We start from the raw sequence: 20,749 nt of genomic DNA on the forward strand, positions 1-20,749 counted from the left end.
CGACAAGGACTCGGTGTGGCAGCATTGCAATACGGCCGGGAAGATGTTGCTCCCCAGCCGCTTACAACAACAGCTCGCGAGTGTCAGACCATCGCCATGCCGCCATTCACATGCAGCGTCTGGCCGGTGACGTAGCCCGCCTCGCGGCTGCTGAGATAGACGACGGCGGATGCCACGTCTTCGCCACTGCCCATCGCGCCCGCAGGAATCTTGCCGAGGATGGCGGCGCGCTGCGCGTCGTTCAGCGCATCGGTCATCGCCGACGCCATGAACCCCGGCGCGACGCAATTGACGGTGATATTGCGGGTCGCGAGTTCCTGCGCGACAGCCTTGCTCATCCCCACCAGCCCGGCCTTTGCCGCGACATAGTTGGCCTGGCCGGGATTGCCGGTCTGGCCGACAACGGAGGTGATCGACACAATCCGCCCGAAGCGGGCCTTCATCATCGGCTTGGCTGCCGCGCGCATCAGGCGAAAGGCCGCGGCCAGGTTGACCTGGAGCACCGAATCGAACTCCTCGTCCTTCATCCGCATCAGCAGATTGTCCCGCGTAATCCCGGCATTGTTGACGAGGATGTCGAGCTTGCCGCCGAGCGCTTCGACCGCTTGCGGGACGAGCGCGTCGACCGCAGACCCGTCCGAGAGGTTGCACGGCAAGGCGACGTGATCGCCGCCGAGCCCGGAGCGGAAGCTCTCGAGCTTCTCGGCGTTCGAGCCGCTGACAGCGAGACGCGCGCCTTGCGCAGCAAGGGCCTTGGCAATCGCGCTTCCGAGCCCGCCGCTGGCGCCGGTCACGAGAGCGGTCATTCCAGTCAGGTCGAACATCATGCAATCTCCTTCGCGGCCGCTTCGATGTCGGCCATGCTGATGACGCTGGTCACCCGGGCGTCGGGCGCGATGCGCTTGACCATCGGGCCGAGCACCTTGCCGCCGATCTCGATGAAGTCATCGACGCCGGCACGAGCCATTTCCTCGATGCTCTCGCGCCAGCGCACCATGCCGGTCACCTGCTCGACCAGCAGCTCACGGATTCGAGCGGGATCGTCGATCGGAACGGCAATGACATTGGCATAGAGCGGAACGGCAGGAGCCTTGATTTCCGTTCCGCCGAGCGCGTCGGCCATGGCGTCGGCCGCGGGCTGCATCAGCGGGCAGTGGAAAGGCGCCGAAACCGGGAGCAGGACCGCGCGCTTGGCCCCATGGTCCTTGGCGATGGCGACCGCGCGTTCGATCGCCGCGCGGTGGCCGGAAATGACCACCTGGCTCGGGTCGTTGTCGTTGGCGACGGTGCAGACCTGACCCTCGGCCGCGGCGGCGGCGATCGCCTGTGCCTTGTCGAGGTCCGCCCCGAGCAGCGCGGCCATCGCGCCTTCGCCAACCGGAACTGCCGCCTGCATCGCCTGGCCGCGGCGCTTGAGCAGGCGCGCGGTGGTCGCGAGATCAAGGCTTCCGGCTGCGCACAACGCGCTATACTCGCCGAGGCTGTGGCCGGCGACGAAGTCGGCTTTGGTCACGTCCAGCCCCAGCGTGCGGAAGACGGCAATGGCGTGCGCCATGATCGCCGGCTGCGCATTCTCGGTCAGCGTGAGGTCGGCCTCGGGTCCTTCGCGCATGATGCGGAACAGGTGCTGGCCGAGCGCCTCATCCACTTCGGCGAACACGTCGCGGGCGGCGCTGCTCGCCTCGGCCAACGCGGCACCCATGCCGACCGACTGGCTGCCCTGCCCCGGGAAAAGAAATGCGCGCATCAACCAAGCCTTCTGCTATTCGATTGGCTGCGGGCGCTAGTCGCGCGCGGGGCCAAAGTGAAGACCGGGGACAAGGAAAGCATGAGCCACGAGATTGGCGATGAGCTGACGCATGTGGATCACGCCGCGGTGCCGCCGCCTCCTCCGCCACCTCCGCCCGAGAAGCGCCTCGGCCGCATGATGAGCCTGGCGATGGTCGTCGGCACCATCGTCGGATCGGGCATCTACCTCCTTCCTGCCCAGGTCGCGCCCTTCGGAATCAACCTCGTCGCCGCCTTCGTCCTGACCGGCCTCGGCACCTTCCTGCTTGCCTTGTCGATGGCGAGGCTGGCCGGGGCGCTGCCCGGCGGTCCCTTCAGCCATGTCGCTGCGGCGTTCGGCGACCGCACCGCCTTCGTCGCGCTGTGGAGCAGCATGATCTCGCAGGTGATGGGCGTCGCGGCGACCGCCATCGCCGTCGGCGGAGCGCTCGGCGTTGCCATTCCCGCGCTGCGTTCGCCCTGGTCGGTGACCATCATCGGCGTCGCGACCATCGCCATCCTCGCGCTGGTGCAGTCGCGCGGGGCGCGCTCGGCGGGGCGGGTCCAGGTCACCGCCGCGCTGATCAAGCTCGTGCCATTGCTCGTCGTCGTGATCCTCGCGCTCCTTCTCCTCGCCAGCGGCGGCACGCCGCAGCCACTGGCACCGGTTCCGCTCGGCCTTGCCGGGACGCTTGCCGCGGCGGCGCTGATGCTGTTCGCCTTTACCGGCTTCGAGGCAGGGACAATCAGCGCCAACGTCACCGACCGGTCGCAGGAACTGGTGCCATCGGCGACGATCCGCGGGACCGCCTTCGTCGCTTTGCTCTACCTTTTCGCCACGGTCGCCGTGCTGTGGCTGCTTCCAAGCGCGGTGGCGGCGAGTTCGCCCACCCCCATCGCCGACGCCATCGCGCCGAGCCTGGGCGCCAGTGCCCAGACACTCGTCGCCCTCGTCGGGGCGATCAGCGCACTCGGAACCTGCAATGCGCTTCTGCTGCTGTCGGTCGAAATCCTGCGCGCGCTGGCCAATGCCGGAGACCTGCCGCAATCGCTGGCGGTCACCGACGCCAATGGAGTTGCTCGGCGCGGGCTGTGGCTGTCCGCCCTGCTCGCCGCGATAATGGTCTTGGGTTCGGTCAGCGAAAACTTCCTCGCGACCTTCAACTTCGTCGCACTCGTCTCCGCGGTCGGGGCGCTGGTGCTCTATCTCGCCTGCGCCGCAGCGGCATGGCGGTTAAAGGTGACGGGCGCGGTCATCGCAGTCCCTGCGATCCTCTACTCGCTCGCCATGTTCTACGGGTCGGGCATGGAAGCGGTCGCGTGGGGCATCGTCCTGGCGCTCGCCGGCCTCCCCCTGCGCTGGCTCAGCCGGCGGACCATCCGGGAGGCGGCGCCGGCAGCCTCGCCTCGGGGATGAGCCGCCGTAGCTTCTGAGCGAATGCGCGAAGCGAGACTTCGGACGTGCCCAGCGGGCCGGGCTGGTAGGATGGCGAGCGCATCCCTTCCTGCACCCGGCCGATCAGCTCGGTATCCTCCGCGTTCACCCGCCGGTTGATCCGCCAGTTGAGGTAACGAACGGCCCTCATTTCGCGCCGCTCGTCGGGCAGCGCATAGCTGATCTCGCGGATCATCGTCCTTGTCGCCGAAAGCGGCAGGAACTGCATGAAGTCGACCTGATCGGGATAGATGTCGAAGGCGACGTTGGGCCACAGCTTGAAGTAGAGCCACTTGCGGCGGTGGCTCGGCGGCAGGTGCGCCGCCTCGGGCAGAAGGGCCTGGTAGGCCCGCTCGGACGGGTTGGCCGAAGCGCCGTCGACAAGGTCGCCTTCCATCCGGTCGACATGCTCGTTCGCCTCGACCCGGTAGCCGCGTCCGAACAGCCGGGTCAGCCCCGGATGCCCGACCGGAATGTGGAGCGCGTCGGAATAATTGTCGGCAATCGTCTTCCAGTTGAGCTCGCGCGACCGAAGCGTCACCCGGCCGATCGCCTGCAACTGCTCGAAGGCATAGGGTGCGACCTCGTCGGCATAAGGGGCCATCATTTCGGCGACCGTCGGCGCACCTGGCTCGAGCGTGACGAAGAGGAAGCCGAGCCAGCGCTCCAGCGCTACTGGGACCAGGCCTAGCCGCTCGGGCTCCAATCCTGGATATTCCTGCCGGTGCGGAACCCCGACCAGCCGGCCGTCGCGGGCATAGCTCCACGCGTGATAGGGGCAGGTCAGGACCTTGGCGCAGCCGCCGTTTCCGTCGACCAGTCGCGAGCCGCGGTGGCGGCAGACGTTGGTAAAGGCGCGGACCTCACCATCGTCGCCGCGGATGACGATGACGCTCTCCCCGAGATAGTCGAGCGTCCGCCAGTCGCCGGGACTTGGAATCTCGTTCTCGTGGCAGACGACCTGCGGCGCGGCACGAAGGAAGGACTGCTTCTCGGCCGCGAAGAAGCCCTCGTGCCAGTAGAGCCAGCCGGGCAGGCTGAGGTCGTCGAGCGGGTCGGAGGCAGCGCGGAGCCGGGTAGCCATGCACCCTTGTGCCATGGCCGGAGCGCCCGGGTCCAGCCTAGCCCTTGCCCATTAGCGCAAGCACTTCCTTGCGGCTTCGCTCGTCCTCGCGGAAGGTGCCCATCATCCGGCTGGTGGTCATCAGCACCCCGGGGGTGTTGACCCCGCGGGCGGTCATGCAGGCATGGGTCGCCTCGATCACCACCGCGACCCCCTTTGGCTGCAGATGCTCCCAGATGCAGTCGGCAACCTGTGCGGTGAGCCGCTCCTGCACCTGCAGCCGCCGTGCGAAGCCGTGCAACACGCGGGCCAGCTTGGAAATGCCGACCACGCGTGTGTTGGGCAGATAGGCGATGTGCGCCTTGCCGATGATCGGCGCCATGTGGTGCTCGCAGTGCGACTGGAACGGGATGTCGCGCAGAAGCACGATCTCGTCATAGCCGCCGACCTCGTCGAAGGTCCGGTAGAGATGCGCGGCAGGATCTTCGCCGTAACCGCGGGCATATTCCTTCCATGCCCGCGCCACTCGTGCCGGCGTGTCGAGCAAACCTTCGCGGGTTGGATCGTCCCCGGCCCAGCGGATCAGGGTGCGAACGGCCTCGGCGACATCGTCGGGCACCGGCAGCTTCGCGGGAGCGGCGACCAGATCGCCATCGTCGGGGGTGTCAGCCATGAAGCTCAAGGTCCTTCGCGATGTCGACAGCAATGCGCTCCGCTTGGCCCCGGATATCGGGCACTGCGGTCATCTCCCAATACATGCCTTTGGTCAGCGGACCCACCGCCCACAGGCGATGCCCTGCCCGGTCGCGGTCGCTGGTGCGAAGGCCGAGGCCGAGTTCATCGGCTTCGACCGCGCCTTGTTCAAGCAGAGCGCGAAGCAGCGGATTGGCGCTTCGCCGGGGATCGCCGAGCGGTCCCGTGCAGTTGACGACCAGCGAGGGCCTGAGGCGGCGCTCCGACCCTCTCCGGGTGCGGATGACGACCTCGCCCTCGGCGATTTGCTGAAGGCGCCCCGCCACTACCTCGAGCCGGCCTTCGGCGACCATCGCCTGCACGCGGCCCGCGACCTGCGGCGCGATCCGGTGCCGGTGGACGTCCCACCAAGGCCGCGCATGGCGGAGGAAGCGGCGGCGATCCTCCTGGCTGAAACCCTGCCAAAGCGCGATCGAATGCGGGCGCAGGCTGTCGACTGCCGCCCTGAAGCCGACTTCCAGGCTGCGACGACGAAGCCACTGCCACAAGGCCATCAACGACACCTCGGGAAGTTCGCTCCTCTCGACCGGCGCAGGATCATGCGCCGCATGGGCGCGAGGCAATTGGCCCCTGCGGCTGACCGCGACTGCCCGCCCCGCAAAGCCAGCGCCATCAAGCGAGAGCATGACGTCGATCATGGTCAGCCCGGTCCCGATGAGGAGCAAGGTCTCGTCGTTCGCGGCCGCCTGCGCGAGCCGCTCCTGCGCCGCCGGGCTCCATGGATTGCCGAGCATCGGCAACTGCTCCCAGCCGGGGACAGCAGCCGGCAGTTCGTTGCCGAGCGCAAGGACGGCGGCCGAGGCGGCGAAGCTGCGTCCGTCCTCAAGCCAAAGGCGCCAGCCTGCATCAACGCGATCCATTGCGACCACGCGGCCCCGCTCGACCATGACATGCGGGTGGTCGGCGAGCACGCCGGCGAGATAGTCGCCGAAGTCCATCCGACGCGCGAAGTCGCCGCCGTCCGCCTTCAGCCACGTACGGAAATCGTCCGGTCGGTCAGGCCAGGCGCTCATCTTCGCCACGGGCACGTTCAGCAGGTGATTGGGATCGCGCGTGCCATAAGCGGTGCCGCGACCGGCCAATTCGGTCTGCTCGAGAAGTCGCACCGGCACGCCCTGCCGGGAAAGCTGCACCGCGGTCATCACGCCCGAGAAACCGCCGCCGATCACTGCGACCGGGTCCATTGTCGTGCGCTCAGTCAGCGTGCGGGCCTTTGAAGAAGATGTGGTGACCCCGACTGGATTCGAACCAGTGGCCTACAGATTAGGAATCTGGCGCTCTATCCTGCTGAGCTACGGGGCCTTCAGCGCTGCCCTACAGGAGAGGGCGGCCCGAAATCAATCGAGCAGCGTCACCGGTGGGATGGAGCGGCGGTGCCTGAGTGCGGGGACGCGGCCGCGCACCTCGGAGATGCGGGCAAGATCGACCTCGGCGAAGGCGAGGCCGGGCGCGTCGTCCATCTCCAGCAAAAGCTCACCCCAAGGGTCCGCAACCAGGCTGTGGCCATAAGTCTCGCGCCCGTCCTCATGCCGGCCGGCCTGCGCCGCGGCGACGACGAACAGGCCGGCCTCGATCGCGCGCGCCCGGAGCAGCACCTGCCAGTGGGCCTGGCCGGTCGGAACGGTGAAGGCTGCCGGAACGGCGATCGTCTCGGCGCCTGCCTCGGCAAGCGCAGCGAACAGGGCGGGAAACCTGATGTCGTAGCAGATGGCGAGGCCGAGGCGCCCGACCGGAGTCCCCTCGACCACCACCGTCGTCTCGCCCGGCGCATAGCTCGCCGATTCGCGCCAGCTCTCCCCGGTCGGGAGGTCGACGTCGAACAGGTGGAGCTTGTCGTAGGTCGCCCGGACCTCTCCCGCCGGATCGATGACGAAGGCCCGGTTCGCCAGCCGACCGTCCTCGCGCATGACTGCGAGGCTGCCGAGATGCACCCACATCCCCGCCTCTGCCGCCGCCTCGCGCGCCGCCGCCAGGGTCGGCTCGTGTTCCTGGTCGCGGTAGTTGCCCGCCGCGCGCGACCGGTCACGATCGAGCAGGCCGCTCATCTCGGGCGTGAACAGCATCACCGCCCCGCCCGAGGCGGCCGCCGCCACCGCTTCCGCGATACCGGCGGCGTTGCGAGAAGGATCGATCCCCGTCTGCGCCTGGAGGACCGCGATCCGGCTCATGCCGCCAGCATGGTGTCCAGGCGACCGTCGCGCTCGAGCGCGAAAAGGTCGTCGCAGCCTCCGACGTGTCGTCCGCCGATGAAGATCTGGGGCACGGTCATCCGACCCGAGCGCTGGATCATCTCCTCGCGCTTCGGTCCGCCCGAATCGATGTTGTAGGTGGTCGTATCGACCCCCTTGGTCCGAAGCAATTCGCTCGCGCGGATGCAGTAGGGACAGGTGGTCTTGAGATACATTTCGACGTCGGCCATCCGCAAACTCCTTGTGCTCTTTGTCCCTATGTAGGGCGATAGGCCCGGCTTGCCAGCTACTTGAGCACCCGCGCCCAGGCGAGCAGCTCGACCTGCCGGGCCCCCGCCTTGCGCAGCGCCCTTGCACAGGCCTCGGCCGTCGAGCCGGTCGTGATGACGTCGTCGACGAGGATGATGTCGCGATTCTTGAGCGACTCGCCCGGCCTGACGGCGAAGGCGCCGCGCACTGTCGCCTTGCGCTGCGATGGGTTGAGCCCCTTGAGCCGTGGGGTTGCCCTGACCCGGCGCAGCAGATCCGGATCGACCTCACGCCCGAGGGCCCGGGCGATCAGCACGGCCTGGTTGAAGCCACGCTGCCACAGGCGCCAGCGGTGCAGGGGTACTGGTACCAGCAGGGCATTGGGCGAAAGGTCGGCGAGCGGCCGCTTCATGTAGATGGCCATGGTCCGGGCAAGCGCGATCTTGCGGCCATATTTCAGGCGCATCGCGACCCCGCGCGGGATCTCGCCATAGGCGAGCGCCGCCCGGCTTCGGTGGAGTGCGTTCTTGCCCGCGGTGCAATCGCCGCAGACCTCGTCGTCGGCGGGTGCCAGGGGAACACCGCAGCGCGAGCAGCCGCCGGTCAGGAAGCGGAGCTGTCCCCAGCAAGCATTGCAGAAGAGGTCCACCTCGGCGACGATGTCGCCGCAGCCGGCGCAGCGTGGCGGCAAGGAGAAGTCGAGCATGAGCCGACCCACCTGCCTGGCGGCGGAACCGACCCAGCCTGTCGCAACGAGAGCAGCATCCCCCATTCCCTCTTGTCGGTCGAAGAGCGGCTTCCCACAAGAGGGGCATGGCCGACCCCCTGTTCGATGATGAGGCACGCGCGCTGCGTCGTCGCCGCGCTCAAGCGCGGGACGGGTCGCCCTTCCTCGCTGAGCGGATTGTCGAGGAAATGGTCGAGCGGCTCATGCCGGTTCGCCGCAACTTCCGTCAGGCACTGGTGACAGGCTGCCCCACGGGCCTCCGTCCGCGCCTCGCCGACGTTGCCGAGAAAGTGCGCTTCGCTGACCAGTTCGACGCCCTCGCCGCCGAGGAGGAACAGGGACTAGACCTGCTCCTGACTGTTGGCGAACTCGACGTCCTTGACGAGCTTCCGTTGCTGCTTCGCATCGCCTGGTCGCGTCTTGCCCCGTCCGGACTCTTCGCAGGGGCCATCGTCGGCGGGAACAGCCTTCCCGCGCTCCGTGCAGCGCTCCACGCCGCCGACCGCGCCGTCGGCGGCTTTGCGCCCCGGACCCACCCGAGGATCGAGGCGAGCGCCTTTGCCGGGCTGCTCGGTGCCGCCGGTTTTGTTGATCCGGTGGTGGATATCGACCGCGTCCGGCTCAGCTACGGGTCGATGAGCCGGCTGGTTGCCGACCTGCGCGACCATGCGGCGACCAACATCCTCCGCTCGCGGCCGCGCCAGTCTATGTCACGCAGCGCGGTGGCTGCCGCGGAGCAGGCCTTCGCCGCGCGGGCTGAGGGCGGCGCCACCGAGGAACGGATCGAATTGATCCACTTCGCGGCCTGGATCCCCGCCAGCAAACAGCCTTAACCGGATCTTCATTTCCTCGACGCACCATTCGTTAAGAGTGCGTAGCTACCACCATCGGCGTGGACGTGGACCAGAGGAGGGTGGCTTGGACGCTATCCGAACGATGTTGCGCAGGTTGCGCGCCGATGAGGGCGGTGCAACTGCGATCGAATACGGGCTTATCGCCGCGCTCATCGCGGTCGCCTGCATCAGCGGGATGAGCACGCTTGGGGGCGGCAGCGGCGGCCTCTGGGGCAAGATCGGTGCGCAGGTCGCAACGGCCACCGCAGGTTCCGCTCCGGCCCCTGCGGCGCCCTGATCGTTCCTAGCGGCGCTGCCCGTAGACGACGAGCTTGACGCGCTGACCCGGTACCAGCCGGCTGTTGGCGGCCAGGCCGTTGAGCGAGAGGAATCGCTCGAGCTGGTAATTGCGATAGGCCATGCGCCCGGCAAGTGACTGAGGCGTGTCGCCCGTTCGCACGCTGTAGACGTCGATGACGCGCGGTCGGATCGCGGCCGCTTCCTGCGCACCGATCCGGCGCAGTGAGCTGACCATCGACGAAAAGGGTCCGACCCCCTGCCCGCCCCGAGTCAGCATCGTGAAATCGTAGGCCGTGTCATTGTCGAAGGCGTAGGCGAAGACGCTGACGTCCACCACGCCGCTCGAGGTCTGCGCCCGCGCGATCGCATATTCGACCGGAAGACCGTTGATGGTCGTGCGGTTGCTGTCGACAATCTGGATCTGGGTCCGACCGCCGGTCAGCTGCTGGAACCTCTGGGTAATCGTGCTCTGCAGATTTCCGGTGTAGCGGCTGGCGCGGAACTGCGCCTGCCCTGCCGAGCCCTGAATGCTGACCGCGTCCGACCCGTTCTGCATCAGGTAGCCGGTCGGTACGGTAAACTGCAGCCGAAGGTCGGGATGGGTGAACATCCGTCCCTCGATCACGCCCTGAGCAGGATCGTCGTCGACGAACACGCCCTCGAGCTGGTTCAGGAACTGATCGCGGTTACGCAGGCCGGTGCCGACCCGGCCCGTCTGGCGCGCCATCTGGGAGGCCTGCGCGACGCGATTCTCCGAAAGCGGGTGGGTGCTCGCCCATTCGGGCGTCGAGCGGCTGTCCTGCCCCTGTACCCGCGCCTCGAGCGCCGTCGCACGGCCAAGCGCCGCGAGCATCGTCGATGAAGCTCCCGGATCGTAGCCGGCGCGATTGAGGTAACCGATGCCGAGGCGGTCGGCATCATATTCCTGGGCGCGGCTGAACTGCAGGGTCGAGAGCTGCGACTGGGTCTGCGCCAGCTGGCCGATGATGTTGCCGATCCCGCCGCCGAGCACCGATCCGAGGATCGAGCCGAGGATTCCGCCGATCGCATTGCGCTGGCTTGCCGACTGGCGTGCCTGGGCGTGGTTGGCGGCGACGTGTCCGGTCTCATGGCCGAGTACGAAGGCGAGCTCCGCCTCGTCGTTCATCAGCCCCATCAGCTGGCGGGTGATGTAGATGTAGCCGCCCGGCACCGCGAAGGCGTTCTCGACCGCCGAATTGAGGGTCGTGTAGCGGAAGGAGGCGGGATTGACCCCGGAGTAGGCCGCGACTCGCCGGCCGACCTGCTCAACATAGGCGCCGCGCTGGCTGGTGTCGGCACCACCGAACTCCTGCAGAACGGCGGGATGCTGCTGCTGCGCATCCTGGACGTAGCGGGAGGAAAGACCGCGCGAAGCGGTCTGGGCAGAGAGCGCCACCGGAGTGGCTGCGAGAGCAACGGAGCTCAACAGGAACAGGGTCTTGCGCATGGATCGTCCGTATCTTGAGAAGCTTATCGGCTTCCTGAACGGAACGGTGGCGGAATCAGTTCCAGCGCTCAGAGGCGCCCGTGCTGGTCCTCGGTCTGGAACATGCGATCCACCTCGGCGACAAGATCCTTGAGGTGGAAGGGCTTGCTCAGCATCTTGGCTTCGGGTGCCGTCCGCCCGCTCTGCAGCGCTACGGCGGCGAAGCCGGTGATGAACATGACCCGGATCGAGGGATCGATGACGCTCGCCTTCTGGGCAAGCTCGATCCCGTCCATCTCGGGCATGACGATGTCGGTCAGAAGCAGGTCGAACGACTCGGCGTTGAGAAGCGGCATCGCCTCGGTCCCGCAACCCACCGCGGTCACTGCATAACCCACGCGTTCGAGGGCACGCGCGAGATACTCGCGCATGGAGCGATCGTCTTCGGCAAGCAGGATCTTGATCATCACGGAGCCCTCCTTATGCCTGCAGTCTTTAAGATTTCCTAGGCGGAACGGCGCTTGTCTGCTCCACGTTTGAGACAATTGTCCCTGCCTCCCGGAAAAGCCGCGCCACGCCCGTGATTGCCCGCGCCAATCTTGTCCTTCCCGGACCTCGGCTGGTGCCAGGCAGCGATCGTCTGCCGGTGCTGCTGTCCGTTCCTCACTCGGGGCGGGACTATCCCGACTGGCTGCTGCGCCTGAGCCGCAAGGGCCGCGACGGGCTGCGCCTGTTCGAGGACCCGCTGGTAGACCGGCTCGTATGGCGCGCGCAGGCGCTCGGGATCGGCGCGGTCATCGCGCAAGCCCCCCGGGCGGCAATCGACTGCAATCGGGCCGAGGACGAGCTCGATCCCGCAGTCATCAGCCTTCCGCCCGGCATGGCTCACGACGGCTGGAGGGTGCGCGCCGGGCTCGGCCTCATTCCAGGCCGTGCGCCGCAGGCAGGTGAGCTGTGGCGGCGACGGATCGGTCCGGCCGAGCTCGAGGCACGGCTTTCAAGTGCGTGGCGGCCCTATCATCTGCTGGTCGCCTCCGAACTCGAGCGCCTGAAACGACGCCATGGCGAAGTCCTGCTCCTCGACTGTCATTCGATGCCCTGGCGCGCGGGCCAGGCGGAGGTTGTCATAGGCGACCGGCATGGCACCACCGCGTCCCGCTTCGTCACGGACCTCGTCCGCCGCACCGCCGAGGAGGACGGCTACCGGACCGCGATCAACGATCCCTATGCAGGTGGCAACGTCGTCGCCTCGCACGGAGTGCCCGAGTCCGGCATCCACGCGGTCCAGCTCGAACTCGACCGCCGCTGCTACCTCGACCCGGGCAACCAGGAGCCCGGTCCCGCCTTCGACCGCGCAGCGCGGCTGATCGAGCGGATTGCAAGCACGGTGGGGGCCGCACTGCTCGACCGCCAGGCTCCGCCTCTCGCCGCCGAATAGCAAAAAAAAGCCCCCGGCGATGGCGCCGAGGGCAGAAGTTCAAGGGGAACGCACCAAGTCGCGGATGCGACCAGTACCGTCCCGAAGTGGGAAGGATCGGCGCCTGCAGCAAGGCGAGCAGCGCTCGCCTCGCCGCATGCCGGTCACGCCTCGGCGGACTGCGGCTGCAGACCGGAGGGAAGACCCGCCGGACCCTTGCCCTGCGCGGCCTGGCGGGCGAACACTTCTCGCACCTGCCCGAGGCTGAAGAGGTGGGCGTAGATCAGCGGCAGGAGACCGCTCTGGTTCATCCGGCGAAGCTCGTCGCCGCGAAGGTCGCGAAGCTTCTCTTCGTCGACCATCTGGAAGCCGCGATAGACGAACGGCTGCTCGACGCCCTCGGGCTGAATGGCGACTTCGCCGTCCATCAGAAGACCTGCCTTCTTGATCTCGGCCATGAAGGCACCGGTGCGCTGACCGGCTTCCTCGAACTGCTCGCAGAACTGCAGGATCGCCTTGGTCGCTTCCGACGGCTGGTCGTTGTCGAACAGGGCCTGCCCGTCCTCATGGTCGCCGATCGCGCCGCTGGTCGGGTCGTAGCAGAGCGACAGCTCGTCGGCGTCGTCGCGCAGGCGAGCGAGAAGGAAGGGATAGCGGCGCAGATAGGCCGGCATGTAGACGTTGGGCTCGCTCGGCTTGCCATTCTCGTCGACGAAGGTGTTGATCCCCTCGTTCAGGCCCATGAGCGCGAGCGGAACCGAATCCTCGCCGACCGAGAAGATGATCGGGTAGTGACGCTGCGCCAGGGCGAATTCGTCCACGGTCACCGGAACGGCATGAATGGAGCTGAGCGCGGGCAGAGCGTCGATGCCCCGCACCTTCAGCTTGCCATGCACCTGGCTGCTGATCGGCTCTAGCTGGTTGTAGAGCATCGGAAGGCCGGAGTTCGGCGCCGCGGAAGCCATTGCTACTCTCTCCTGGGACACGGGAGCGGGTCCCGCCCACGCCCATCGCATGATGATGGGCCGCGCCTCTATGCGGGCTTGGCGATGCTTGCAAGTGGCGGCAAGAAGGCGGGTGGCCGGGCGGAGGAGTTCAGGCTGAGTTCAATGGCTGGACCGCAGGTGCCGGTCCATCTCGTCGTCGTCCGTTCGCACGAAAGTCCCTCATCCAGATCATGATGCCGTCCTTCTCCCTCCTGACCTGGCTAGCGAGCCTCGCTGTGCTCCCCGGCCTTGGTCCGGTGTCGGTGAGCCGGATGATCGTGCAGCAGGAAGTCATCTTGCGAGTGCCGGTGGTCCGTCCGCGGATCCTCCGACCAATCCGCTGGGTCGAGAAGAAGGGGCCCAAGTGCATCGGGTCGGGCCAGATCGTTGCTGCCGCGCTTGCCGACGAGCGCTCGATCGACTTCCTGCTTCGCGACCGGACCCGGATTCGAGCCAAGATGGATGACGACTGCCCTACCCTCGACTTCTACGGCAGCTTCTACGTCCAGCCCGAGGATGACCGGATCTGCGCCAAGCGGGAGGAGATCAAGAGTCGGATCGGCGGCTCCTGTCGGATCGACAAGTTCCGCAAGATGGTGCCCGAGTTCCCCTGATTCCTTGACTTTGCGACCGTCCTGCCGCACGGCGCGAAGCGCCTGGCGCGCGTTCAAGCGAAGCCGGGCCTTCCTCGTATCCGGACCACTTTATGCCTTTTGCCGATCTCGGCCTTTCCGACGACCTGCTGCGCGCCATCGGCGATAGCGGCTACAACGAACCGACGCCGATCCAGGCCGGAGCGATTCCGCCCGTGCTGATGGGCAAGGACCTGATCGGGATCGCCCAGACCGGCACCGGCAAGACCGCCGCCTTCGTGCTGCCGATGATCGACATTCTCGGCGAAGGTCGGAGCCGGGCTCGCATGCCGCGCAGCCTCATCCTCGAGCCCACTCGCGAGCTTGCCGCGCAGGTCGCCGAGAATTTCGAGAAGTACGGCAAGTATCACAAGCTCTCGATGGCCCTGCTGATCGGCGGCGTGCAGATGGGCGACCAGGTCAAGGCACTCGAAAAGGGCGTCGACGTCCTCATTGCCACGCCCGGCCGGCTCATGGACCTGTTCCAGCGCGGCAAGATCCTTCTGACCGGCTGCGACCTGCTCGTCATCGACGAGGCCGACCGGATGCTCGACATGGGCTTCATCCCGGACATCGAGGAAATCTGCACCAAGCTGCCCAAGCAGCGGCAGACCCTGCTCTTCTCGGCGACCATGCCGCCGGTAATTCAGAAGCTCGCGGCCAAGTTCCTGACCGATCCACGCCGGATCGAGGTGGCGCGACCGGCGTCGTCCAACCTCAACATCGACGCCAAGCTGGTCGAGACCCGTTCGGACAAGAAGCGCGACGTGCTTCGCGACCTGCTGCGCGCCGAAGACGTGACGACCGCGATCATCTTCTGCAATCGCAAAACCACCGTCCGCGAGCTGGCGACCAGCCTCAAGCGCTCGAATTTCGCGGTCGGGCAGATCCACGGCGACATGGAGCAGGCGGCACGCATCGCCGAGCTTGATCGCTTCAAGGCCGGCGACATCAACATCTTGGTCGCGTCCGACGTCGCGGCGCGCGGCCTCGACATCAAGGGCGTTAGCCACGTCTTCAACTTCGACGTGCCGTGGCAGCCGGACGACTATGTCCACCGGATCGGTCGTACCGGCCGCGCCGGCGCCAAGGGCAAGGCATTCACCCTCGCCACCCGCGAGGACAACGAAGCCGTCGCCCAGATCGAGAAATTGACCGGTGCCAAGATCGCGCGCGCTGACACGGGCGCCAGCGAAATGTCCGCGCCGGCGGAAGCGGCCGAGGAGCGGCCTGCGCGCCGCCCGCGCGAAGAGGCCAAGCCGAAGGAAGAGCGGCGCGAGAAGGCCGAGCCGAGGAATGATCGCCGCGACCGCAAGCGCGAGCCCGAACCGCGCCGTTCCGAGGCGCCCCGGACCGAAGCCCCCGCGGCTCCAAAGCCTGCTCCCCAGCCCCGCCGCGAGCTGGAGCCGGCCGACGAGGATGGCTGGAACGGCCCGCTGCCGAGCTTCTTGTCGATCGGCCTTGGCGACTGACAGGTGGCGGTCACCGTCTACCACAACCCGGCCTGCGGAACGTCGCGCGGCGTGCTGGCGATGCTGGAGGAGCGCGGGATCGAGCCCACGGTCGTCGAGTATCTCAAAAACCCGCCTGCCCGGGACGAAATCCGGCATCTCGCCCGCTCGGCCGGCGTGCCGCTGCGGACCCTCCTGCGGGCAAATGCCGCGCCCTATGAAGAGCTCGGGCTTGCCGACGAGCAGCTGACCGACGAGCAGCTGCTCGACGCGATCGAAGAGCATCCCATCCTGCTCAACCGTCCAATCGTGGTCACCGACAAGGGTACTGCGCTATGCCGCCCCAAGGAACGGCTGCTCGACCTTCTCTGAACCCTAGAAGGTTACGATCCGCGGCTCGGCGTCACTCGTTCGGAAGAGCGCCGAATAGCGCGATCCGCCAGCCTTCGCGCTGCATTCCAGCCGACTACGGTTGACCGCGAAGGGAGTCAGCACGCAATCACCCGCGGCTGGGCTGGCGTAGGCCTCGGCCCCGCCTCGAGTGACGATCGTCACTTGGCCGACCTTGAGCCTGGTCTCCTGGCCGACCTGCCGCTCGATGCGAGTGAGGAAGCTCAGGTGTCGGCCATCCTTGCCGGCGAAGACGAACGACACCAATCCGGAGCGGTAGGCGAGCGAGACGAGGTTCGGCTTGCACCCCCTCGTCCGCGGCCTTCCCTCGAGGAGCAGGCTGTCACAGTCGCCCTGAGCGAAGCGGACCTCGGCATGCTCGACGGGCGGCGGCGACGCGGCGGGCGCGGGCGCGACCAGCAGCGCCGCGGGGACAAGCGCGAGCATGGGGATCCGAAGGGACATCGCCGCTGCAACGATCCGCGCCACCTTCGGGTCCGTCTCTTCGCTCAGTTGCCGTGGAGGGCACCCATCATTCCGATCTGCATGACGAAGAACATGCCGATCCCGGCGCCGATCATCATGACGACCAGCAGCAGGAAGCCCTTGAGGATGCCGCCCGGCCAGCCTTTCCACCACAAACCGCGACCAAGGCGCAGGAAAGCGACGATGTTGGCGCCGTACATGAAAATGGAGGCGAACAGCGCGAACCGCTCCATCATTGGAAGCGGCCCCAGAAAAATCACTGGGACCGTCCAGGCATTGAGCAGGGTGAAGGTTGAGCGGAAGGTCCGCCTCCAATCGAGCCCTCCCCACCATTTGAGCAGCGGCGCGGAAAAGATCGCGTAGAAGAAGGAGAGCACGGGCACGGACACCAGGCTCATCCATCCGTCGGCATCGCCGATGAACTCGGCACGGCTCTTGCCCGATGCCGCGATCCAGCCGTTGAGTACCTCGGCGGGTTGCCGCTGGATGACTCCCTCGAGCCCGCCGGCGATGAACATGTAGATCATCAGGACCCCGCACAGGGCAAAATAGAAGCCCATCGGCCGGGCATAGAGGCCGCCGCCGGTGGGCCCCCGCTCGAGATAGGCGTCGAGAACCGCGCGGGGACGCTTGAGCAAGTCGCGGAAGGTGCGCCACTCGGTCGCTCCGAAGCCCGTCGCGTCCTCCGCATAGTCGGCAAAGCGCGATCGTTCCGGGTTCGGCCCGCCCAATTCGTCCGGTGATGTCGCCACGTACCTTGTTCCCCCCTTCAACCCGACCATCGCGCGTGAAGAGCAAGGAGTTTGCTTCCGCTCCCGGCCCTTGTCGAGGGGCCTCTGGCGATCGGTTAAGAACGCGCCATCGCCGCGCCGCCACGAGGCCGCGACGGGCCGAGCTTCCACTCCCCCGCGCTTCCACTATCCCCTTCGCTTCAGGAGAGAATATGGTCTGGAAGATTGCCCGTTCGGAAGCCCTCGCCGATCCCGACGCCGCCCGCCACAAGGTGCTCGCCAAGTTGCAGCGCCTGCCCGAACTCGACGATGCGGAGGCGGATGTCATTCGCGTCCTGCTCGACGCCATCCTGATGGTCGAGGCCTACCGCGGCGCCCGCCACCAGGTGACCTTCCTGCCCGAGATGACCCACAGCGTGGACCATCTGCTGCGTGAGCTCGACATCCTCGACAAGGCGGACGAGCTCGCCGCGGTCTAGGCCGCGACGCCCTCAGGCATAGGCATAGGGCCCACCGGCCGCGAGCGCGGCCTGGTAGGCCGGTCGCGCGTGTATCCGATCGAGCCAGTCGGCGAGATGCGGGCGCCCTTCGCGTGCCTGTGCCCGGCTCGCGGCCGCCTCGAGCGGGAAGCTCATCATGACGTCAGCGGCGGTCATCTCCCCGCCCGCGAACCACGGTCGGCTGGCCAGCTCGGCCTCGATATAGTTCAGGTGGACGTCGATCATCGGCTGGAACTTGCGCTGCGCCGCCTTGCCCAGCAGCGGGATCCGGGCGAGCACCAGCTTCACCAGCAACGGCGGCATCAGCGAGCCTTCGGCGTAATGGAGAAACTGGCGATAACGCAGCGCCCCGGGTCGGTCGGCGGGAGCCCCGAGCCGTCCGCCGCCCTTCTCCACCAGATATTCGATGATCGCCCCGGTTTCGGCGATCGCCATTCCGTCATCCTCGATCACCGGCGACTTGCCCAGCGGATGCACGCGCCGCAGTTCGGGCGGGGCGAGCATGGTCACCCGGTCCCGTTCGTAGCGGCGGACCTCATAAGGGAGGCCTAGCTCCTCGAGCAGCCACAACACTCGCTGCGAGCGGGAGTTCTCGAGATGGTGGACGATGATGGTCATGGCCAAGGGTGGCGCATGGCGCGCGGCGCGGTCAAGCGCGTAAGGCCGTCCGACCTGCTCGGTACCGGGCGAGGAGAGCGCTTGCGTGCGCGGCCAGCCGTCCCCCGGCGATCGCATCGCGCAAGCCCTGCATCATCCGCTGGTAGAACCAGAGATTGTGCTCGGTCATCAGCATCGCCCCGAGGATCTCGCCCGAGCGGACGAGGTGGTGGAGATAGGCGCGGCTGTAGGTCGCGCAGGCGGGGCACGGGCAGCCGGTCTCGAGCGGCTGCTGGTCCTCGGCATGCCTGGCATTGCGGATGTTCAGCGGCCCCTCGGCGGTGAACGCCTGTCCGGTGCGGCCCGAGCGGGTCGGGAGGACGCAGTCGAACATGTCGATCCCGCGCACGACCGCCTCGACGATGTCGTCGGGCTTGCCCACCCCCATCAGATAGCGCGGCTTGTCGACGGGCAATTGGCCGGGCGCGAAGTCGAGGCAGCCGAGCATCGCCTCCTGCCCCTCGCCCACTGCAAGTCCGCCGACCGCATAGCCGTCGAAGCCGATGTCGATGAGCGCGTCGGCGCTTTCCCGGCGCAGTTTCTCGTCGAGCACGCCTTGCTGGATGCCGAAGATCGCATTGCCCTCGGCATGGGCCTCGCCGCGGTCGAACTCGTCGCGGCTCCGCCGGGCCCAACGGATCGAACGGTCCATCGCCTCCCGCTGCTTGGCCGGGGACACGTCGGGGCGGACCAGTTCGTCGAACTGCATCACGATCGACGAGCCGAGCAGCCGCTGGACCTCCATCGAGCGCTCGGGGCTGAGGAGATGCCGCGACCCGTCGAGATGGCTTTTGAAGGTGACCCCTTCCTCGGTAACCTTGTTGAGGTCGCTGAGGCTCATCACCTGGTAGCCGCCGCTGTCGGTCAGAATCGGCCGCTCCCAGCCCATGAACTTGTGCAGTCCGCCGAGCCGTGCGACGCGCTCGGCGCCGGGGCGGAGCATCAGGTGATAGGTGTTGCCAAGGATGATGTCGGCGCCCGCGGCACGCACACCCTCGGGCTTCACCGCCTTGACCGTCGCGGCGGTCCCGACCGGCATGAAGGCAGGCGTTCGGATGGTCCCGCGCTCCATGGCGATGGTACCGGTACGGGCCCTGCCGTCGGTGGCAGCGATGGTGAAGGCGAAGCGGGTCATCGGCTGCGGCTCCTAGCGGCCTCCTGCCCTGCCCGCTACAGCCCGCGACGTGATCGACCCCTGGCTCTACCCCCTCCTCACCGCCGTCGCCTTCGTCACCGGCTTCGTCGACGCGATCGCCGGCGGCGGCGGGCTGATCATGATGCCCGCGCTGCTCGTCAGCGGGGTTCCGCCGCTCTTCGCGCTCGGGACCAACAAGCTTCAGTCGATGTGCGGGACCTTCGTCGCCATGCGCAACTATGGCGCCAAGGGCCTGATCGACTGGCGCCCCAACCTTCTCACCGCAGCGGTGGTGTTCGTCGCCGCCTGCCTCGGCGCCCTGCTCGTGCAGCGGGTGGACACCAGCATCCTGGCCCTCGTCATTCCGCTGCTTCTGCTCGCCAACGCCGTCTACATCCTGGTCAGCCCGCGGATGACAGACGAGGACGCGCGCGCCCGTGTCAGCAGCCGCGGCTACGCCGGGGCCGGTGGTCTGATCGGCTTCTACGACGGCTTCTTCGGGCCCGGCACCGGAAGCTTCTTCACATCGACGCTGGTCGCGCTTCGCGGCTACGGCCTGACCAAGGCGACCGCGCTGACCAAATTGCTCAATTGGACGAGCAACGTCGCCTCGGTGCTGCTGTTCGCCATCGGCGGGAAGATCCTCTGGCTGCTCGGGCTCAGCATGGCGGTAGGGGCGATGGCCGGCGGCTGGCTCGGAAGCCATACGGCCATGCGCTACGGCGCGCGCCTCATCCGGCCGCTGCTGGTGACGGCCAGCGTGGCGATGACGGGGCGGCTCCTGTGGAGCTACTTCGCCTGAGGTGTACCCGATGTGCGGCATGGCGGGACGGCCCGTGTCGGCTTATATGCATCCCATGCCCAGCGAAGCGCAGATGAGGAAGCAGACCGCCGTCGGCATCGTGCTTGCGCTCGCGATCATCGCGGCCTTTGTCGCGCTTCATGTCTGGAGCGTCTTCTTCCTCCCGCTCGATGGCGCCGCATGGCTCGCCGCGCCCTTGCTGGTCGCGACCCTCGCCTGGCTCAGTGTCGGTCTGTTCATTGTCGCGCATGACGCGATGCACGGAAGCCTGGCCCCGGGCCGCCCCGCGCTCAACCTCCTGTTCGGCCGGGTCAGCCTGCTGCTCTACGCCGGCTTCTGGATGGACCGGCTCCGCCCCAAGCACTTCGACCATCACGAGCATGTCGGGACCGAGGGTGATCCCGACTTCGCGGTCGACCATCCGACCCGCTTCTGGCCCTGGTACCGGCAATTCATGGTCCGATACTTCGGCCTTCGCGAGTTCCTGGTGTTGAGCGTCATCGTGTGGACCTACGTGCTGCTGCTCGGCGCGCCGATCGGCAACCTGCTGCTGTTCTGGGCGCTTCCGGCAATCCTCTCCTCGCTTCAGCTCTTCTATTTCGGCACCTACCTGCCGCACCGGCACGAAGAGCGCCCCTTCGCCGACGAGCATCGCGCGCGGAGCAACAACTACAATGTCCTCGCCTCGCTCCTGACCTGCTTCCACTTCGGCTACCACCGCGAGCATCATCTGAGCCCGGGCACGCCGTGGTGGGCCCTCCCGGCCAAGCGCCGCCAGCTCGGTCTCTAGAAGCCTCCC

Annotated in this window: 25 protein-coding genes and 1 tRNA gene; 10 read left to right on the top strand and 16 right to left on the bottom strand. The window is 67.3% G+C overall.

Annotation, left to right across the window (positions count from 1 at the left end; genetic code table 11):
* Nucleotides 1-83: 83 nt before the first annotated feature.
* Both fabG and fabD read right to left on the bottom strand, forming a co-directional pair.
* Nucleotides 84-824, bottom strand: a complete 741-nt coding sequence (gene fabG, locus ABD727_RS08500) for a 3-oxoacyl-[acyl-carrier-protein] reductase (protein ID WP_344706968.1) — start codon at nucleotides 822-824, stop codon at nucleotides 84-86.
* Entirely contained in the window at nucleotides 824-1,747 is a 924-nt protein-coding gene (fabD, locus tag ABD727_RS08505) for an ACP S-malonyltransferase (protein ID WP_344706970.1), read from the bottom strand. The genes fabG and fabD overlap by 1 nt, the downstream gene beginning before the upstream one ends.
* 81 nt (nucleotides 1,748-1,828) lie before the next feature.
* On the opposite strand from fabD, the gene ABD727_RS08510 reads away from it, so the two are divergent.
* Nucleotides 1,829-3,184, top strand: a complete 1,356-nt coding sequence (locus tag ABD727_RS08510) for an APC family permease (RefSeq protein WP_344706972.1) — start codon at nucleotides 1,829-1,831, stop codon at nucleotides 3,182-3,184.
* On the opposite strand, the gene ABD727_RS08515 is transcribed toward ABD727_RS08510, so the two are convergent.
* The 7 genes from ABD727_RS08515 to ABD727_RS08545 all read right to left on the bottom strand — a co-directional run bounded on the left by ABD727_RS08515 (nucleotide 3,132) and on the right by ABD727_RS08545 (nucleotide 8,174).
* Entirely contained in the window at nucleotides 3,132-4,286 is a 1,155-nt protein-coding gene (locus tag ABD727_RS08515; RefSeq protein WP_344706974.1) for an aromatic ring-hydroxylating oxygenase subunit alpha, read from the bottom strand. The two genes, ABD727_RS08510 and ABD727_RS08515, sit on opposite strands and share 53 nt — an antisense overlap.
* A 37-nt stretch (nucleotides 4,287-4,323) precedes the next feature.
* Complete coding sequence (folE, locus tag ABD727_RS08520) at nucleotides 4,324-4,938, bottom strand: GTP cyclohydrolase I FolE (RefSeq protein ID WP_344706976.1); 615 nt, start codon at nucleotides 4,936-4,938, stop codon at nucleotides 4,324-4,326.
* Nucleotides 4,931-6,202, bottom strand: coding sequence for an FAD/NAD(P)-binding protein (locus tag ABD727_RS08525; protein ID WP_344706978.1), 1,272 nt, complete (start codon nucleotides 6,200-6,202; stop codon nucleotides 4,931-4,933). Before ABD727_RS08525 ends, folE begins: the two co-directional genes overlap by 8 nt.
* Before the next feature lie 41 nt (nucleotides 6,203-6,243).
* Nucleotides 6,244-6,320: transfer RNA gene (locus tag ABD727_RS08530), tRNA-Arg, on the bottom strand.
* A gap of 35 nt (nucleotides 6,321-6,355) precedes the next feature.
* Entirely contained in the window at nucleotides 6,356-7,186 is an 831-nt protein-coding gene (locus ABD727_RS08535; protein ID WP_344706979.1) for a carbon-nitrogen hydrolase family protein, read from the bottom strand.
* A complete protein-coding gene (grxC, locus tag ABD727_RS08540) occupies nucleotides 7,183-7,437 on the bottom strand; it encodes a glutaredoxin 3 (protein ID WP_344706980.1) in 255 nt (84 codons plus the stop codon). Before grxC ends, ABD727_RS08535 begins: the two co-directional genes overlap by 4 nt.
* 56 nt (nucleotides 7,438-7,493) lie before the next feature.
* On the bottom strand, nucleotides 7,494-8,174 hold the full coding sequence (locus ABD727_RS08545; RefSeq protein ID WP_344706981.1) for a ComF family protein: 681 nt from the start codon (nucleotides 8,172-8,174) through the stop codon (nucleotides 7,494-7,496).
* A gap of 95 nt (nucleotides 8,175-8,269) precedes the next feature.
* Here ABD727_RS08545 and ABD727_RS08550 point away from each other — a divergent pair, with 95 nt between their 5' ends.
* The gene (locus ABD727_RS08550; protein ID WP_344706982.1) at nucleotides 8,270-9,016 is read left to right on the top strand and encodes an SAM-dependent methyltransferase; all 747 of its coding nucleotides are present in this window, start codon (nucleotides 8,270-8,272) and stop codon (nucleotides 9,014-9,016) included.
* Nucleotides 9,017-9,101: 85 nt separating this feature from the next.
* Entirely contained in the window at nucleotides 9,102-9,314 is a 213-nt protein-coding gene (locus tag ABD727_RS08555) for a Flp family type IVb pilin (protein WP_425566776.1), read from the top strand.
* A gap of 6 nt (nucleotides 9,315-9,320) precedes the next feature.
* On the opposite strand, the gene ABD727_RS08560 is transcribed toward ABD727_RS08555, so the two are convergent.
* Both ABD727_RS08560 and cpdR read right to left on the bottom strand, forming a co-directional pair.
* Nucleotides 9,321-10,784 carry a M48 family metalloprotease gene (locus ABD727_RS08560; RefSeq protein ID WP_344706983.1) on the bottom strand — a complete coding sequence of 488 codons (1,464 nt, stop codon included), beginning with the start codon at nucleotides 10,782-10,784 and terminating at the stop codon, nucleotides 9,321-9,323.
* Between the two features lie 68 nt (nucleotides 10,785-10,852).
* The gene (gene cpdR, locus ABD727_RS08565; protein ID WP_344706984.1) at nucleotides 10,853-11,230 is read right to left on the bottom strand and encodes a cell cycle two-component system response regulator CpdR; all 378 of its coding nucleotides are present in this window, start codon (nucleotides 11,228-11,230) and stop codon (nucleotides 10,853-10,855) included.
* Nucleotides 11,231-11,343: 113 nt separating this feature from the next.
* Here cpdR and ABD727_RS08570 point away from each other — a divergent pair, with 113 nt between their 5' ends.
* Nucleotides 11,344-12,201 carry an N-formylglutamate amidohydrolase gene (locus ABD727_RS08570; protein WP_344706985.1) on the top strand — a complete coding sequence of 286 codons (858 nt, stop codon included), beginning with the start codon at nucleotides 11,344-11,346 and terminating at the stop codon, nucleotides 12,199-12,201.
* Nucleotides 12,202-12,344: 143 nt separating this feature from the next.
* On the opposite strand, the gene ABD727_RS08575 is transcribed toward ABD727_RS08570, so the two are convergent.
* Nucleotides 12,345-13,145, bottom strand: a complete 801-nt coding sequence (locus ABD727_RS08575) for a SapC family protein (RefSeq protein ID WP_344706986.1) — start codon at nucleotides 13,143-13,145, stop codon at nucleotides 12,345-12,347.
* A 215-nt stretch (nucleotides 13,146-13,360) separates the two neighbouring features.
* Between ABD727_RS08575 and ABD727_RS08580 the strand changes: the two genes are divergently transcribed.
* The 3 genes from ABD727_RS08580 (at nucleotide 13,361) to arsC (ending at nucleotide 15,621) form a co-directional block, all read left to right on the top strand.
* Nucleotides 13,361-13,780 (top strand): hypothetical protein, encoded by a 420-nt coding sequence (locus ABD727_RS08580; protein ID WP_344706987.1) that lies wholly within the window; start codon nucleotides 13,361-13,363, stop codon nucleotides 13,778-13,780.
* Nucleotides 13,781-13,872: 92 nt separating this feature from the next.
* Nucleotides 13,873-15,270, top strand: coding sequence for a DEAD/DEAH box helicase (locus ABD727_RS08585; protein WP_344706988.1), 1,398 nt, complete (start codon nucleotides 13,873-13,875; stop codon nucleotides 15,268-15,270).
* Nucleotides 15,271-15,273: 3 nt separating this feature from the next.
* Complete coding sequence (gene arsC, locus ABD727_RS08590; protein ID WP_344706989.1) at nucleotides 15,274-15,621, top strand: arsenate reductase (glutaredoxin); 348 nt, start codon at nucleotides 15,274-15,276, stop codon at nucleotides 15,619-15,621.
* 3 nt (nucleotides 15,622-15,624) lie between these two features.
* Here the strand turns inward: arsC and ABD727_RS08595 are convergent, their stop codons facing one another.
* Both ABD727_RS08595 and ABD727_RS08600 read right to left on the bottom strand, forming a co-directional pair.
* A complete protein-coding gene (locus ABD727_RS08595) occupies nucleotides 15,625-16,104 on the bottom strand; it encodes a hypothetical protein (RefSeq protein ID WP_344706990.1) in 480 nt (159 codons plus the stop codon).
* A gap of 44 nt (nucleotides 16,105-16,148) precedes the next feature.
* On the bottom strand, nucleotides 16,149-16,877 hold the full coding sequence (locus ABD727_RS08600; protein ID WP_344706991.1) for a hypothetical protein: 729 nt from the start codon (nucleotides 16,875-16,877) through the stop codon (nucleotides 16,149-16,151).
* Between the two features lie 191 nt (nucleotides 16,878-17,068).
* On the opposite strand from ABD727_RS08600, the gene ABD727_RS08605 reads away from it, so the two are divergent.
* The gene (locus ABD727_RS08605) at nucleotides 17,069-17,335 is read left to right on the top strand and encodes a hypothetical protein (protein ID WP_344706992.1); all 267 of its coding nucleotides are present in this window, start codon (nucleotides 17,069-17,071) and stop codon (nucleotides 17,333-17,335) included.
* Between the two features lie 12 nt (nucleotides 17,336-17,347).
* Here ABD727_RS08605 and ABD727_RS08610 read toward each other — a convergent pair whose 3' ends face one another.
* Both ABD727_RS08610 and tgt read right to left on the bottom strand, forming a co-directional pair.
* A complete protein-coding gene (locus ABD727_RS08610) occupies nucleotides 17,348-17,974 on the bottom strand; it encodes a glutathione S-transferase family protein (RefSeq protein WP_344706993.1) in 627 nt (208 codons plus the stop codon).
* Nucleotides 17,975-18,005: 31 nt separating this feature from the next.
* Entirely contained in the window at nucleotides 18,006-19,148 is a 1,143-nt protein-coding gene (gene tgt, locus ABD727_RS08615; protein WP_344706994.1) for a tRNA guanosine(34) transglycosylase Tgt, read from the bottom strand.
* Nucleotides 19,149-19,197: 49 nt separating this feature from the next.
* On the opposite strand from tgt, the gene ABD727_RS08620 reads away from it, so the two are divergent.
* Both ABD727_RS08620 and ABD727_RS08625 read left to right on the top strand, forming a co-directional pair.
* Entirely contained in the window at nucleotides 19,198-19,950 is a 753-nt protein-coding gene (locus ABD727_RS08620) for a TSUP family transporter (RefSeq protein ID WP_344706995.1), read from the top strand.
* A gap of 55 nt (nucleotides 19,951-20,005) precedes the next feature.
* Entirely contained in the window at nucleotides 20,006-20,740 is a 735-nt protein-coding gene (locus ABD727_RS08625; RefSeq protein ID WP_344706996.1) for a fatty acid desaturase, read from the top strand.
* The last annotated feature ends 9 nt before the right edge of the window (nucleotides 20,741-20,749 follow it).

The sequence above is a fragment of the Sphingomonas swuensis genome, assembly GCF_039538045.1.
Taxonomy (GTDB): Bacteria; Pseudomonadota; Alphaproteobacteria; order Sphingomonadales; family Sphingomonadaceae; genus Sphingomicrobium; species Sphingomicrobium swuense.